The organism is Lacinutrix undariae (genome assembly GCF_052934785.1).
The window spans coordinates 1663991-1679054 of sequence record NZ_CM128809.1 but is presented as its reverse complement, the minus strand read 5'-3'; the positions used below and the strand labels follow the sequence as shown (position 1 = coordinate 1679054).

13 protein-coding genes are annotated in these 15064 nt (G+C 31.9%); 9 read left to right on the top strand and 4 right to left on the bottom strand.

Features of this window, described 5'->3' with window-relative positions; all coding sequences use genetic code 11:
- Positions 1-136: 136 nt before the first annotated feature.
- Genes surE through ACU4C5_RS07445 form a run of 5 tightly spaced genes read left to right on the top strand, consistent with a single transcriptional unit; the run spans position 137 to position 4982 of the window.
- Positions 137-913: a 5'/3'-nucleotidase SurE gene (gene surE / locus ACU4C5_RS07465; RefSeq protein WP_446843568.1), complete on the top strand. Its 777-nt coding sequence runs from the start codon at positions 137-139 to the stop codon at positions 911-913.
- Positions 906-1190 (top strand): hypothetical protein, encoded by a 285-nt coding sequence (locus ACU4C5_RS07460; protein ID WP_446843567.1) that lies wholly within the window; start codon positions 906-908, stop codon positions 1188-1190. Before surE ends, ACU4C5_RS07460 begins: the two co-directional genes overlap by 8 nt.
- Before the next feature lie 17 nt (positions 1191-1207).
- On the top strand, positions 1208-2323 hold the full coding sequence (gene lpxB, locus ACU4C5_RS07455; protein ID WP_446843566.1) for a lipid-A-disaccharide synthase: 1116 nt from the start codon (positions 1208-1210) through the stop codon (positions 2321-2323).
- Between the two features lie 8 nt (positions 2324-2331).
- Entirely contained in the window at positions 2332-2919 is a 588-nt protein-coding gene (locus ACU4C5_RS07450; RefSeq protein ID WP_446843565.1) for a C40 family peptidase, read from the top strand.
- Between the two features lie 26 nt (positions 2920-2945).
- Positions 2946-4982 (top strand): ComEC/Rec2 family competence protein, encoded by a 2037-nt coding sequence (locus tag ACU4C5_RS07445; RefSeq protein WP_446843564.1) that lies wholly within the window; start codon positions 2946-2948, stop codon positions 4980-4982.
- Positions 4983-4989: 7 nt separating this feature from the next.
- Here ACU4C5_RS07445 and ACU4C5_RS07440 read toward each other — a convergent pair whose 3' ends face one another.
- The 4 genes from ACU4C5_RS07440 to ACU4C5_RS07425 form a co-directional block, all read right to left on the bottom strand.
- Entirely contained in the window at positions 4990-5538 is a 549-nt protein-coding gene (locus tag ACU4C5_RS07440; RefSeq protein ID WP_446843563.1) for a thioredoxin family protein, read from the bottom strand.
- A gap of 86 nt (positions 5539-5624) precedes the next feature.
- Complete coding sequence (locus tag ACU4C5_RS07435; RefSeq protein ID WP_446843562.1) at positions 5625-7403, bottom strand: peptide MFS transporter; 1779 nt, start codon at positions 7401-7403, stop codon at positions 5625-5627.
- 70 nt (positions 7404-7473) lie between these two features.
- The gene (locus tag ACU4C5_RS07430) at positions 7474-9036 is read right to left on the bottom strand and encodes a peptide MFS transporter (protein WP_446843561.1); all 1563 of its coding nucleotides are present in this window, start codon (positions 9034-9036) and stop codon (positions 7474-7476) included.
- Between the two features lie 52 nt (positions 9037-9088).
- On the bottom strand, positions 9089-11269 hold the full coding sequence (locus tag ACU4C5_RS07425) for a S9 family peptidase (RefSeq protein ID WP_446843560.1): 2181 nt from the start codon (positions 11267-11269) through the stop codon (positions 9089-9091).
- A gap of 146 nt (positions 11270-11415) precedes the next feature.
- Here ACU4C5_RS07425 and ACU4C5_RS07420 point away from each other — a divergent pair, with 146 nt between their 5' ends.
- From ACU4C5_RS07420 to ACU4C5_RS07405, 4 genes are all read left to right on the top strand, one after another.
- Complete coding sequence (locus ACU4C5_RS07420; protein ID WP_446843559.1) at positions 11416-12717, top strand: hydroxymethylglutaryl-CoA reductase, degradative; 1302 nt, start codon at positions 11416-11418, stop codon at positions 12715-12717.
- Positions 12717-13652, top strand: a complete 936-nt coding sequence (locus ACU4C5_RS07415; protein WP_446843558.1) for a GYDIA family GHMP kinase — start codon at positions 12717-12719, stop codon at positions 13650-13652. Before ACU4C5_RS07420 ends, ACU4C5_RS07415 begins: the two co-directional genes overlap by 1 nt.
- 136 nt (positions 13653-13788) lie before the next feature.
- Positions 13789-14346, top strand: a complete 558-nt coding sequence (locus ACU4C5_RS07410; protein WP_446843556.1) for a hypothetical protein — start codon at positions 13789-13791, stop codon at positions 14344-14346.
- 126 nt (positions 14347-14472) lie between these two features.
- Entirely contained in the window at positions 14473-14997 is a 525-nt protein-coding gene (locus ACU4C5_RS07405) for a hypothetical protein (protein WP_446843555.1), read from the top strand.
- The last annotated feature ends 67 nt before the right edge of the window (positions 14998-15064 follow it).

The following is a 15064-nucleotide window of genomic DNA, read 5'->3' as shown; positions in this document are numbered from 1 at the left end:
GTTATATTTTTCACTAAAGTAAAAGAAAAAACCATGCCAATAAAGTGTATCGCTACTAATTTTTTGTTAAACCCAATTTCATAAGGCTATAAAACGTATTTTATGTATTTTAGTGGTTGAAAAATTACACACAGATATGGCAAAAAAACCTCTTATCCTTGTTACTAATGACGACGGTATTACAGCACCAGGAATTAGAACTTTAATTGATGTTATGAATACTATTGGCGATGTTGTAGTTGTAGCGCCCGATAGCCCACAAAGCGGTATGGGACACGCTATAACTATAGACTCTACATTATTTGTACAAAAAGTAGTGATAGATAATAATAAACAAGAAGAATATAGTTGCTCTGGCACACCTGCCGATTGTGTAAAACTTGGGATTAAAGAAGTCTTAAAACGAAAACCAGATTTATGTGTTTCAGGAATTAATCATGGATCAAACGCCTCAATAAACGTGATTTACTCCGGTACAATGAGCGCTGCAATTGAAGCTGGTATTGAAGGTATTCCTGCTATTGGGTTTTCGCTGTTAGATTACAGTTGGAATGCTAATTTTGAAAGTTCTAAACCGTTTATAAAAACAATTGTTGAAAACACTTTAAAAGAAGGCTTACCAAAAGGCGTTGTATTAAACGTAAATATCCCTAATTTACCTATAACAGAAATTAAAGGGATTAAAGTTTGCCGACAAGCAAAAGCAAATTGGGAAGAAAAATTTGATAAACGCCAAACACCACAAGGCAGAGATTACTATTGGCTTAGTGGAAAATTTGTAAACTTAGATAAAGGTGAAGATACCGATGAATGGGCATTAAAAGAAGGTTATGTTTCTGTTGTTCCTGTTCATTTTGATTTAACAGCACATCATTTTATGCAACATTTAAACACCTGGAATTTAAATGACTAAAAAACACATTATTATTGGTTTTGCTTTAGGGCTTGCCACAACTATTTTAGGAAGTATCGTTGGAAGTTTAGTACTAGGAAATGGTGTAAACATTCCTGATATTATAAGACGTATTATCGCTAAAGGTCACATTACCAAACTTGCCAGTTTTGCAGCTGTTTTTAATATTGGGTTATTTTACTTTTTTATTACCAAACAAAAAGAGGACAAAGCTAAAGGTGTAATTATAGCAACTATCTTAATGGCTTTAATTACCTTTGCAATCAATTATTTGTAAGCTAAAACTAAAGATTAATGAAGTATTACATTATTGCTGGAGAAGCCTCGGGAGATTTGCATGGTTCAAACTTAATGAAAGCATTGCAAAATACAGATCCAAATGCCGAATTTAGGTTTTGGGGTGGCGATTTAATGCAAGCCGTTGGCGGTACTTTAGTGAAACATTATAAAGAACGTTCTTTTATGGGGTTTATTGAAGTGTTAATGAATATCACCGCGATATTTAAAGACATTTCATTATGTAAAAGCGACATTGAAAGCTACCAACCCGATGTTATTATTTTTATTGATAACTCTGGGTTTAATTTACGTATTGCTAAATGGGCAAAATTAGCTAATTATAAAACACATTATTACATTTCTCCACAAGTTTGGGCATCGCGAGCAGGTCGTGTAAAAGCGATTAAAAATGATGTAGATGAAATGTATGTGATTTTACCTTTTGTTGAAGCATTTTACAAGAAATATGATTACGATGTGAATTTTGTAGGTCATCCACTTATTGATGCCATTGCAAACCGAACTCAAGTTGATGAAGCTACTTTTAGAGCCGAACACCAATTGAGCGAAAAACCTATTATCGCTTTATTGCCTGGAAGTAGAAAACAGGAAATAAAAAACATGCTTTCGGTAATGCTAAGTTTAGTTAGTGATTATGAAGACTATCAATTTGTAATTGCTGGAGCGCCTAGTCAGGATTTTGAGTTCTACCAAACTTTTATGACTTCGGAAAACGTAAAATTTATTTCGAATAAAACCTACGATTTACTTAGCCTTTCTTATGCTGCTTTGGTAACTTCTGGAACAGCAACCTTAGAAACTGCTTTATTTAAAGTACCGCAAGTTGTATGCTACAAAGGAAGCGCAATTTCTTATCATATTGCAAAACGTATTATTACATTAAAATTCATCTCACTCGTTAATTTAGTGATGGATAGAGAGGTTGTTACCGAATTAATACAAGGTGATTTCAATAAAAAACGTTTAAAATCAGAATTAGAACGCATCTTGAATCCTGAAATTAGAACAGAATTATTTCTACATTATTTTGAATTAGAACAAGCTCTTGGTGGAGATGGAGCAAGTAAAAAAACAGCTGAATTAATTTATAATTCAATTAAACAGTCATAATATATTATATGAAAAAAATTATAATCCTTTTAATCGTCCTTATCAGTTTTAGTAGCTGTAAATCATCAAAACGTGCTAAAAGCAGATCTTCGAGAACGACTAAGATTATAACTAAAAAATCGACTAAAAAGAGTTCTAAAAGTTCAACAACAAATACAACACCAAAATCTGTTAATACTTCTAGCAGCAATACAACTAACACTTACAGCAATGCTACTGCAGATGCGGTTGTAAAAGAGGCTGAGAAATTTAAAGGCGTACGTTACAAATATGGTGGTACAACAAAAAAAGGAATGGATTGTTCTGGCTTAGTTGTTACCGCGTTTGGTAGTGAAAATATTTCGTTACCAAGAACTACAGGAGATTTATCTTCATCGGGAGATTGGATTGATTTGAAAACAGTAAAAAAAGGAGATTTATTATTCTTTGCCACTAGAAAAAACAGTCGACAGATAAATCATATTGGTATTGTGACCACCTCACGAGATGGTTATGTGGATTTTATTCACGCAAGTTCAAGTAAAGGTGTTATGATCTCTAATTTAGCCGAACGCTATTGGTATTTTGCATTCGTACAAGCAAGACGCGTACTGTAAATCATTTTATTTTAGTAACTTACTACATGAAGTTACTAAATTTTACATTTATAAAATTAACACTTTGCTTAACAATTGGCATCTGTATTGGCTATGCGTTTACAATTCCACTACGTTTATCTGTTTATATAAGTGGCTTACTTCTTTTTACGCTTTTTATAAGTTATTTAATAGCAAGACATCAATTTACTAAAACCATTTGGTTTGGACTTATCTGCTATATCACTACAATTAGTATAGGAATTTCTACCTGTAATCTTCATGACCAAAAACAATTTTTAAATCATTACACAAAATACATTGCTGTAGATGAATCGGTATCAAAACCTATTATGCTACGGGTAAGAAAACAGCTTAAATCTGGAACTTACTATCATAAATATATTGTTGATGTTTTACAAGTAGACGCACAAAACACACTTGGTAAAACCTTGTTAAATATACAAAAAGACAGCTTATTTAACAGACTTGAAGTTGATGAGATTATAATCACAGAAGCGACGATTAAAGATTTAATTTCACCATTAAACCCTAATCAGTTTGATTATAAAAATTATCTAAAAAAGCAATATATCTACCATCAAATTTTTGCTGAAAATTCTGCCTTGTATAAAGTTAAGAATAAGCCTCACACCATTTTTGGATACGCAGCAGCATTACGACAATTAATAAACATTAAACTAAAAGCCTACAATTTTAACCCCGATGAGTTGGCCATTATAAACGCTTTAATTTTAGGGCAACGACAAGATTTAAGCAAAGAAATTTACAATAATTACACAAATGCTGGAGCAGTACATATTCTAGCAGTTTCAGGGTTACATATTGGGATAATCTTATACATTCTCAACTTTCTTTTTAAACCTATTGAATATCTAAAACATGGTAAATTTCATAAAGCTGCATTACTCGTTCTCATCTTATGGGTATTTGCAATTATTGCAGGTTTATCGGCATCTGTAACACGAGCAGTAACCATGTTTAGCATCGTTACTATTGCGCTACATTTACAACGGCTCACTAATATTTATAACACTTTAGCCATTTCAATATTTGTATTACTACTGTTTAAACCTTTATTTTTATTAGATGTAGGGTTTCAAATGAGCTATTTAGCGGTTATTGCAATTGTATATATACAACCATTACTTTATAAATTATGGATTCCAAAATATAAAGCTGTCAATTTTATTTGGAATATTTTCACGGTAACTATTGCAGCACAATTTGGAGTTATCCCAATTAGTTTATACTATTTTCATCAGTTTCCGAGTTTGTTTTTTATTTCAAACCTATTAATCATTCCGTTTTTAGGACTTGTTTTAGGCTTCGGAATTTTAATCATTGCTTTAGCCTTATTAAACGCACTTCCTAATTGGCTTGCATATACTTATGAAACTATTATAAGTTGGATGAATTGGATTGTAAAATGGGTGTCGCATCAAGATGATTTTTTATTTAAAGACCTCCCTTTTAATCTACTACAAGTGATTTCGACTTATATTTTTATTCTATTTTTCATGAAATGGTATAAACACAAAAAACCTATCTATTTAAAATACACATTAGCGGCAACACTACTTTGCCAGGGTGTTTTCATTTATACAATGCATAAACATTCGTCTTCAGAATTTATAATTTTCCATAAAAGCAGATATAGTATGCTTGCTCAAAAAAGAGGAAGAAACTTAACCGTATTTCATAATTTAGATAGCGTAATAAAACCAAAAACTAATATTATTAAAAATTATAACGTGGGTAATTATATTGATACTGTTTCTGAACGCACAGTATCTTCAGTATATCTAATTTCAGAAAAACCACTATTAATTATTGACAGTTTGGGCGTGTATAATGTAAAGTCTTTTCAACCACATTATATCATGCTAAGAAATTCGCCTAGAATAAATTTAACCCGATTAATCGACTCCATAAACCCTAAAGTTATTATTGCAGATGGGAGTAATTACAAATCATATATTAAACGTTGGAAAGCGACTTGTAAAACAAAAAAAATCCCTTTTCATCAAACGAGTGAAAAGGGAGCATTTATTATAAAGTAAGCAATTATTAGCTTTTAAATTCTGGTTTAAAAGCTTCAAAATATGCATCAAAATCTTGTTGAGAATTCATATTTACATGTTGGTTATCTTTAAACAACTTTAAATATAATTCTAATTGTTGTGGTTGTTGATATCCTCTTAAAGGTGTTAAAACCTTAGCATCTTCACCAAAAAACACAATAGTAGGATAAGCATCAACCTGTAAGTAATTAGCTAATGGGTGTGCACTATTTCTACGGTTTGCTAATTCTGGTTTGTATCCTGTATTTTCAAAATCTTTACCATCGTAAGTTACTTTCTCATTACCTTCTCCATTAAACTTTACAGCGTAATAATGTTTGTTAACATAAGCTGCAACATCTTTATTTTGAAATGTATTCTTATCTAACATTTTACATGGACCACACCAATTGGTGTACACATCCATCATAATTTTCTTAGGTTCTTTTTTCTGAAGTTCTAAAGCTTCTTCAAAAGTTACCCAATTAATCTCCTGAGCGATACTATTAACCGTTGTTAATAGAGCTAATACTAATATAATTCCAAGTTTCTTCATAATTCTTTTGTAGCAAATGTTGGTCCGAACTTACAAAAAATGCACCAAAAGAGGTGCATTTTTAAATTACTTTAACGTTTTACGTACTATTTTACACCGTGCATTAATTTTTTAAGTAACGGATTTAAAACCATCGCTAGAAGTCCTATAGCCGCAGGAACAAGTGTAAATATTAAGAAGAAAGTACTCAGTGAGTATTCTGCTGTAATCTTATCAATCATACCTCCCATTGTACCGGCTGCTTTTTGACCAATTGCAATAGCTAAATACCAGATACCAAACATAAATCCAATCATTCTAGCTGGCACTAATTTACTTAAATAAGACAATCCTACTGGCGAAATACAAAGCTCTCCCATTGTATGGAGCAAGTATGCTAAAATTAAAAACGCCATGCTTACAGAGGCTGTTTTTGCGCCTTGAGGGATTCCTAAAGTTCCAAAAACTAAAACTCCAAAACCAAGTCCTAATAATATTAACCCAATACCGTATTTCATTCCGGCACTTGGATTGTACTTACTTTCCCACCATTTTGAAAAAACAGGCGCAAGCGTAATAATAAAGAACGAATTTAAAATACCAAACCATGTTGCTGGAACATCGGTAGAATCTTTACTAAATTCATTGCTAATTTTATAATATACAATGTACCATAAGAACGCAAATGATATGGCTAAAATGATATTTGAATATGGAATTTTTGAAAAGGTCTTTTTGAATAATAAGAATAATACCCAAGTGATAATTGCTAATGGTGTAACAGTTAAAATTAAATCGATAATTTTAAATATCATTGCTGAATTTCCTGTTAAAGCTCTATCTGTATAATCACGAGCAAATAAAGTCATTGATCCTAATGATTGCTCAAAAGCAGCAAAAAAGAATACTGTAAAAATTCCGAAAATAGAAACCGCAATAATACGATCTCTTACAATTCTTGAATATCTAGAAATTCTAGAAATAATTAAGAATAAAAATAGCGCTAAAGATGTTAAAACTACCACATTTGATCCATCTAAACTTCCTATTGAAAATGGCAATAAATTGATGTCACCAATTTTAGATAACGGATCATTAAACAAGTAAAGTACACCACCTAAAGCCGAAAGTATAATTAGAGCGACATCTACATTTGTAAAAGGGTTTAATTTTTCTTTTATAGAAGCTGTTTTTACTTCAGAATGTTCGTTGATATTTTGAGGTAATTCTACGTCATGAACTTTTGATGGTTTATCACCAATTTTTCCGAAGAAATCTTTAGATAACCAAAACTGAATTAATCCTAAAAGCATAAAAATACCTGCAAGACCAAATCCATAATGCCATCCCATATTTTCTGCTAAATAACCACAAAGCATCATTCCAAAAAAGGCTCCAGCATTTACACCCATATAATAAATAGTGTATGCTCCATCTTTTTTAGATTCTTTACCTTTATACATTTCAGAAATCATAGAAGTCATATTAGGCTTAAAGAAACCAGTACCTATAATTAATAAAGCTAATCCTAAATATAAAGACCAAGGCGTATCAAAAACCATAGCGGCATGACCAAGCATCATAATAAAGCAACCAATAATTACAGCCCATTTATATCCTGAAACTTTATCTGCAAACCAACCTCCTACAATAGGTGTTAGGTATAAAAGTGATCCATAAGTTCCAATTAACGCTAATGCATTTTCACTTGGCCAACCCCAACCTGGATTATCACCAAACATTGGAGCAGTAAGAAACAATACTAAAAGAATACGCATTCCGTAGAATGAAAAACGTTCCCACATTTCAGTAAAAAAGATGATAAACAATCCTGCTGGATGCCCAATCACCTTATCTTTAAATAGATTTTCAATATCAGTATTCATATAAAAAATGTTTAATTATAATTAAGAAAAACCCTCCAAAAGAGGGTTTTTCTTGTGTGTATTTGTTTTTTTAATTATCAGCTAATTCGTAACCTTCTGCTTCTTCAGTTGTCATTTCAACCTCATTATCTTCAGCTCCGTGAGTTAAACGTTTTAATGGTTTTAATAATGCAATTACTAAAAGACCAAAAGTTACTGTAAAGATTACAATTCCTGTGAAGATGGCATATTCACCAAATTCTGAAGATTTTTCACCTAAAATTCCTGCTACTTTTCCACCAAGTCCTGTTGCTGCAAAGTATAATCCCATCATTAATGAGGCATATTTTACTGGAGCTAATTTAGTTACAAAAGATAATGATACTGGTGAAGAAGATAATTCTCCAATTGTATGGAATAAATAAGCTAATACTAACCAGTACATTCCTGAACTTCCGTTAGCTTCATATTCTCTTACAGCAAAAATCATAAACACGAAACCTAATCCCATGATGATTGTTCCGGTAGCCATTTTAAATAATGATGATGCTTCTTTATTTTTAAGTTTACGTTTTGCCCAAATGTTAGCAACCCATACCGCTAATAAGATAATAAAACCGGCATTTAATCCTTGAAACATTGGTGTTGGTACTAACCAACCAAACAACATTCTATCTGTTTTTTGTTCTGTATAAACACTCATTAACCCTCCTGCTTGCTCAAAAGCTCCCCAGAAAACGATTACTAATAAAAATGATAATAATAAGACTAAGAAACGGTCTTTAAGAATTTGAGTTTCTAAGCTTTTAAAGATCATCATCATTAATCCTACCACAAAAGAAAGGAATATAAATAAGGCTCCGTAACCCCAATGATCAACACCATCTTTAGTAAATCCAACATATATTGAAAATGCTAATAGCACAACAAATATGGCTAACTGAACTGGTGATTTAAAAATATTAGAGAAGGTTTTCATTATAGAAACATCTTCTTTTTTATCTTCAAAAGTTGGTTTATTTCCAACGTGTGAAATATATTTTTGACCAAAAACATAAACTACAAGTCCTAATAACATGGCGATACCTGCGAGTCCAAAACCTGCATGCCATCCCCATTTTGCAACAACAACTCCTACAATTGAAGTTGCTAAAAGTGACCCTAAGTTAATTCCTATATAAAAAATACTAAATCCTTTATCTCTTCTAATGTCTCCTTTTTTGTAAAGTCCTCCAACCATTGTTGAGATATTTGGCTTTAAGCAACCAACCCCTAAAATGATTAATCCTAAACCTACAAAGAATGCCCAAGATGCTTCAATAGCTAAAGTTCCGTGCCCTAGCACCAAAATTATGGCTCCCAGCATGACGGTTTTCTTCTGACCTAAAACTTTATCTGCCAAAATACCTCCTGGAATAGAGACTACATATACTAACATTACATACCAACCATACAATTGGTAAGCTTCTAATTCTGTCCACCCTAAACCTGGTCCATCTTTATGATTTGCTTGTGCAATCATATAAATTACAAGTAGTGCACGCATTCCATAGTATGAAAAACGTTCCCACATTTCTGTGAAAAATAAAACATACAAACCTACCGGATGACCGAATAGTTCTTTTTGATGCGGCTTAACAGCTGTTCTTGACATAAAATTATAGTTATTTAGTTAGTTTAGTTTAGTAAGGCGTTTTTGATAAAACCTATTGGTTATCCCCTAGTGTTTTATGAATAAAATTCGTCATTTTTTTATATAAATGTAATCTAGTATTACCTCCATAAATTCCGTGATTTTTATCTGGATAAATCATCCATTCAAATTGTTTATCGGCTTGAATTAAGGCTTCAACCATTCGCATGGTATTTTGTACATGTACATTATCATCTCCTGTTCCGTGAATTAATAAAAAGTCACCTTTTAATTCATCTACATGATTAATTGGAGAATTTTCATCATATCCTGAAGCATTTTCTTGTGGCGTTGTCATATAACGTTCTGTATAAATTGAATCGTAAAACCTCCAACTTGTTACAGGAGCAACTGCAATTGCCATTGCAAACGTATCGTTTCCTTTAAACAATGCATTACTACTCATAAAACCACCATAGCTCCAACCCCATATACCAATTTTATCGGCGTCAATATACGATAATTCTCCTAATTGTTTTGCTGCAGCAATTTGGTCTTCAACTTCGTACTTTCCTAATTCATTTTGAGTTACCTTTTTAAAATCGGCACCTTTAAATCCTGTTCCTCTTCCATCTACACAAGCTACAATATAACCTTGTGCTGCCAAATGTTGATACCAATAATCGTTGGCGCTGTTCCAAGTATTTGCTACTTGTTGAGATCCTGGTCCAGAATATTGATACATAAATAATGGATATGTTTTAGTAGCATCAAAATTTGCAGGTTTAAGTACCCACATATTTAAATCGTTTCCATTTACGTTTATCGTACTGAATTCTTTTTTAGATAAATTATAGTTTTTTAATTTTTCTGTTAAGGTTTTATTATCCTTAATTTCTTTTATAAGTTTCCCCGTTTTTGTAGCATTTAAAGTATACTGTGGTGCTGTTGTAGCACTAGAAAAACTGTTTATAAAATACGTAAAATCTGCACTAAAAGATGCTGAGTTTGTTCCTATCTCGGTAGATAATCTTTTTTTACGTTTTCCGTTTAAGGCAATACTATATACGCTTCGGTTTATTGATCCATCTTCGGTAGATTGAAAATAAATACGTTTATTCTTATTACTATAACCATAATAACCAGTCACTTCCCAGTCGCCTGAAGTCACTTGATTAATAAGTTTTCCACTTTCAGCATAATGATAAATATGATTAAAACCATCTTTCTCACTCGTCCAAATAAAACTATTATCGTTTAAAAATGTTAAGTTTGAAGTGACATCTATATAGGCTTTATCTGTTTCTGCTAACACGATTTCTCCATTTAGAGTTTCGGCATTTACAAACCACAAATCTAGTTCGTTTTGATGTCTGTTCATGTATTGTGCGGTTAACACATCGTCTTTTTTAGACCATTCAATTCTTGGAATATAAAAATCAGAATAATTTTTACTTGGCATAAACTCTTTTGAAACTTCGCTATCTAAATCATAAATATGAAGTGACACTACTGCATTGGCTTCACCTGCTTTTGGATACTTAAATACATGTTGTGTTTGGTAAAGTCCGGTTCCATAAACATCCATTGAAAATTCTGGAACTTGCGTTTCATCAAAACGGATAAATGCAATTTTATCACTTGCTCCATTCCATTCAAAAGCACGAACAAAACCAAATTCTTCTTCATAAACCCAGTCTGTAATTCCGTTAATGATTTTGTTTTTATCACCATCAAACGTAATTTGAGTCGTTTTTCCTGAAATTAAATCTTTTACATATAAGTTATTATGAAGTCCGTAAGCCACCTTAGTTGCATCTGGAGAAAAAGTAGGTTCTTGTATTTTTTCTTCGGAAATAAGCGTTACACTTTTCGATTTTGTATCGTAAACATAGAAAGTTCCTAAAGACGAACGTCTAAAAATAGGCGTCACATTTGTAGCTAGCAACACTTTACTTTCATCATCACTAAAGGTGTAGTTTGAAAAACGATCAACCGCATCAATAGTATTAGAATTTAATAAAGTACGCTGTTTAGACAATGTTTTGTAATCGTAGATATCAATTTGAGAGGCACCGTCTTCAAAATTTAAAACCGAATATTGTTGTCCGTTTTGCATTGAGTGTAATGCAAACATACGTTCTGTCCTAAACGTACCATCCCAGATTTCTTCGAGAGAGATATCCTTATTTTGTGCTGATGTTAAAGCGGTTACACAATATAAAAATAGCGTGAAGAATTTTAATGTTTTCATAAAATTATTTTTTCAATAAAATAATGTCAAGTTTACTAAAAATTCAGCAAAAAACAGTAACAATTAACAGTTAAATACGGTTTATTAGGATACTCAAAGCTTTTTAAAACTAAGAATAGTATCTTTGTACGTCTAAATAAAAGTTAATGAACAAAACGATTAAAGGGTTTTCTAAATTATCTAAATCTCAAAAAACAGATTGGATTGTTGAGACGTATTTTACAAATAAAGAAGCTGCAAAAACAGTTTTAACCCAATATTGGAATTCTAACACTAAACTTCAACAGCTACATGATGAGTTTATTGAAAACACAATTACCAATTATTATTTACCACTTGGTGTGGCGCCAAACTTTTTAATTAACAATAAAGTGTACACCATTCCTATGGCTATTGAGGAAAGCTCAGTAGTTGCAGCGGCTAGTAAAGCTGCTAAATTTTGGTATGATCGTGGTGGTTTTAAAACCGAAGTGATTTCGACTGAAAAAATCGGACAAGTTCATTTTATTTATGAAGGTGATTTTAAAACGTTACAAGCTTTTTTTAATACTATAAAGCCTCAAATTCTTGAAGATGCAAAGCCATTAACCAAGAATATGGAAAAACGCGGTGGCGGAATTTTAGATATTATTCTGAAAAACAAAACAAGCGATATCCCTAATTATTACCAACTACACGCTACTTTTGAAACCCTAGATGCTATGGGTGCCAATTTTATTAATTCGTGTTTAGAGCAGTTTTCAAAAACATTAAAAACAGAAGCCGAACAACAATTAAGCGCGCCATTACAGGTAGTGATGAGTATTTTATCTAACTACGTGCCGCAATGTTTAGTACGCGCAGAAGTAAGCTGTACTGTTGAAGAATTAAACGACAACCCCAACATAACGCCACAAGCATTTGCTGATAAATTTGTACAAGCCGTACAAATTGCAGAAGTAGAACCTTACCGCGCCGTAACCCATAATAAAGGAATTATGAACGGTATTGATGCTGTAGTTTTAGCTACCGGAAATGATTTTAGAGCTGTTGAAGCTGGTGTACATGCTTATGCTGCCAGAAACGGAAGTTATAGTAGCTTATCGCACGCTAAAGTTGAAAATGGCATATTTACCTTTTGGATGGAAATACCTTTAGCATTAGGAACCGTTGGAGGTTTAACCAATTTACATCCGTTAGTAAAATTAGCTTTAGAATTGTTAGACAAACCTAGCGCAAAAGAACTCATGCAAATTGTTGCCGTAGCAGGATTAGCACAAAACTTTGCCGCTTTACGTTCACTAACAACTACAGGAATACAAGAAGGACACATGAAAATGCACCTAATGAACATACTGAACCAATTTGAAGCTACCGAAGCCGAAAAACTAAGTATTGTTACGCATTTTAAAACACATACCGTAACACATAGCGCCGTTGTGGAAGCTATTGAAAACTTAAGACGCTAATGGACACTTTTTTTAGCCACGGAAAATTATTACTTACCGGAGAATACGTTGTTCTAGATGGCGCACTTTCGTTAGCTGTACCAACTGAAGCAGGACAATCTTTAATTATTGAAGCTTTTGATGAACCTTTAATTATTTGGAAAAGCGTTGATGATACCGGAAAAACTTGGTATGAACATGAATTTGCTTTTGATGATATTGATACAAAATACAATACACGAGGTGATGAATTAACCGCACGTTTATTAGATATTTTTTATGGAGCAAAACAATTAAATCCTAAATTCCTTACAGGAAAAATGGGATATCAAGTCGCGACTTTATTAGATTTCTCAAGAGATTGGGGATTAGGAACTTCGTCTACATTAATAAATAATATTGCAAATTGGGCAGAAGTAGATGCCTATAAATTATTAGAACTCACTTTTGGCGGAAGTGGCTATGATATTGCCTGTGCCCAAAATTTTTCGGCATTAACTTATAAAATTGAAGCAGACAACTCAAAAACTGTGACTACGGTAGATTTTGATCCAGAATTTAAGGACAATTTATATTTTGTATATCTAAATAAGAAACAAAATAGTAGAGATGGTATTGCACAATACCGAAAAAACAGTACTGATAACGCTACAGCTATTGCTGAAATTTCGGCAATTACCACACAAATTACAACTTGTAAGACGCTCGAAACATTTAATAGTTTGATTGACAAACACGAAGCTATTATTGCAAAACTAATACAACAAACCCCTGTAAAAGAATTACTTTTTAGTGATTTTAATGGAAGTATTAAAAGTCTTGGTGCTTGGGGAGGCGATTTTGTATTAGCAACAAGCCAAACCAATCCAACTGACTATTTTAAAGCAAAAGGCTTTGAAACTGTAATCCCATATAATGAAATGGTTGTAGAAGATGATATTTTGAACCTCATTTAAACAGCTAAATATCAGAAAAATAGACTTGTATTTTGTTAATAGTTTTTTTTTTTTAAGTTTGACTTATCGATACTTATAAGTTATTTGCAAAAAACTTACAACAAAAACTAACTAGTCAATAAAAAACTTTACAACTATGACAAAAATTAAATTTTTAACACTATTAATTGTTGCTACTATTTTAGGAGCTACATATTCATGCACTACAGAAGATCAAAATACTCAAGATGACTTATCATTAAATGATATTTCATTTGATATTAACATAGACATGACAACAACATTAAAAAGAGAAGGCACAGACATTGATGCACTATTATCTGATATTGTTGATGAACTTTATAATACTGAATTATCAGAAGTAAATGCTTTAGCATATAGAGTAGATTCTAACACACAAGAACAACCTTATATTGAGTTTCAAGTTCTTATTAACAAAGATAACATAACAATTACCCCTATTGAAGGTACTGAGCCAGTTAATCCTGATGGTGACAATGAAGATTGTGGCGGAAGAAAAGGAGATGGATGGAAACTTTATGGGTCTTGCATGTCAGAAAGTTGTGTCAAGAAAAAAGCAGAAAAAGCTACAGCAGAATTAAAAGATGGATTAGGAACTGGAAAATGTCTTGACATTAGAGTTAAACGTAATGCTTTAAACGCAAAGGTTTGTGGAAGGATTATTAAATATTAAATATTTTTTTAGAATAAGTTTATTCTAAAAAACACTATAAACGTCTTATTTTAAATAAATAAGACGTTTTTTTTATGCCAAAATTTTATTGTAAGTTTAATGCACTAATCATAAAAAATATAGATCATGAAAAAACCAAGTCTATCTATGCTTCTATTTATAATCTTAATACTAACATTAATGACATCTTGTGGTGAAAACAAACAAGAAGAAAATACCAATACAGAATTGAATCTAGAAAACATGGATTTAAGTTTCGATTTTGACATCGATTTTAGTGAAACCTATAAACGTGAAAAAAATAACAAACAGGAGCTTTATAAAGAGCTAACTGAAGCCATATATCATGGAGATTTTTCTAAACGTGATGAAGATTCCAAAAACACACTGCCTTATTATGGGTTTGATATTGTTTTAACTACTGAAGATTTTACAGTAACACCTTTTGAAACTGAAAACTCAATAAGTGATGCTATTGAAAAATGGGAATTTAATACCAGTTGTGACACTAAAGACTGTGTAACTGATGCATTACAAATACTCACTAAAAAATTATCAGCAGAAATAACTAATAGTATTTGCGCAAGCATTAAAGTTGAACATAATGGCACACATACAAAACTATATAGCTTAACTAAATCATGTGAGTAATAAGATATTCAATACATAAAAAACGTCTTTAGAAAATGATCTAAAGACGTTTTTTTATTCTAACAAA

Excerpts from the sequence above, each read along its gene's own strand:
- surE (WP_446843568.1), top strand. The coding sequence starts at position 137 with ATGGCAAAAAAACCTCTTATCCTTGTTACTAATGACGACGGTATTACA.
- ACU4C5_RS07460 (WP_446843567.1), top strand. The coding sequence starts at position 906 with ATGACTAAAAAACACATTATTATTGGTTTTGCTTTAGGGCTTGCCACA.
- lpxB (WP_446843566.1), top strand. The coding sequence starts at position 1,208 with ATGAAGTATTACATTATTGCTGGAGAAGCCTCGGGAGATTTGCATGGT.
- ACU4C5_RS07450 (WP_446843565.1), top strand. The coding sequence starts at position 2,332 with ATGAAAAAAATTATAATCCTTTTAATCGTCCTTATCAGTTTTAGTAGC.
- ACU4C5_RS07445 (WP_446843564.1), top strand. The coding sequence starts at position 2,946 with ATGAAGTTACTAAATTTTACATTTATAAAATTAACACTTTGCTTAACA.
- ACU4C5_RS07440 (WP_446843563.1), bottom strand. The coding sequence starts at position 5,538 with ATGAAGAAACTTGGAATTATATTAGTATTAGCTCTATTAACAACGGTT.
- ACU4C5_RS07435 (WP_446843562.1), bottom strand. The coding sequence starts at position 7,403 with ATGAATACTGATATTGAAAATCTATTTAAAGATAAGGTGATTGGGCAT.
- ACU4C5_RS07430 (WP_446843561.1), bottom strand. The coding sequence starts at position 9,036 with ATGTCAAGAACAGCTGTTAAGCCGCATCAAAAAGAACTATTCGGTCAT.
- ACU4C5_RS07425 (WP_446843560.1), bottom strand. The coding sequence starts at position 11,269 with ATGAAAACATTAAAATTCTTCACGCTATTTTTATATTGTGTAACCGCT.
- ACU4C5_RS07420 (WP_446843559.1), top strand. The coding sequence starts at position 11,416 with ATGAACAAAACGATTAAAGGGTTTTCTAAATTATCTAAATCTCAAAAA.
- ACU4C5_RS07415 (WP_446843558.1), top strand. The coding sequence starts at position 12,717 with ATGGACACTTTTTTTAGCCACGGAAAATTATTACTTACCGGAGAATAC.
- ACU4C5_RS07410 (WP_446843556.1), top strand. The coding sequence starts at position 13,789 with ATGACAAAAATTAAATTTTTAACACTATTAATTGTTGCTACTATTTTA.
- ACU4C5_RS07405 (WP_446843555.1), top strand. The coding sequence starts at position 14,473 with ATGAAAAAACCAAGTCTATCTATGCTTCTATTTATAATCTTAATACTA.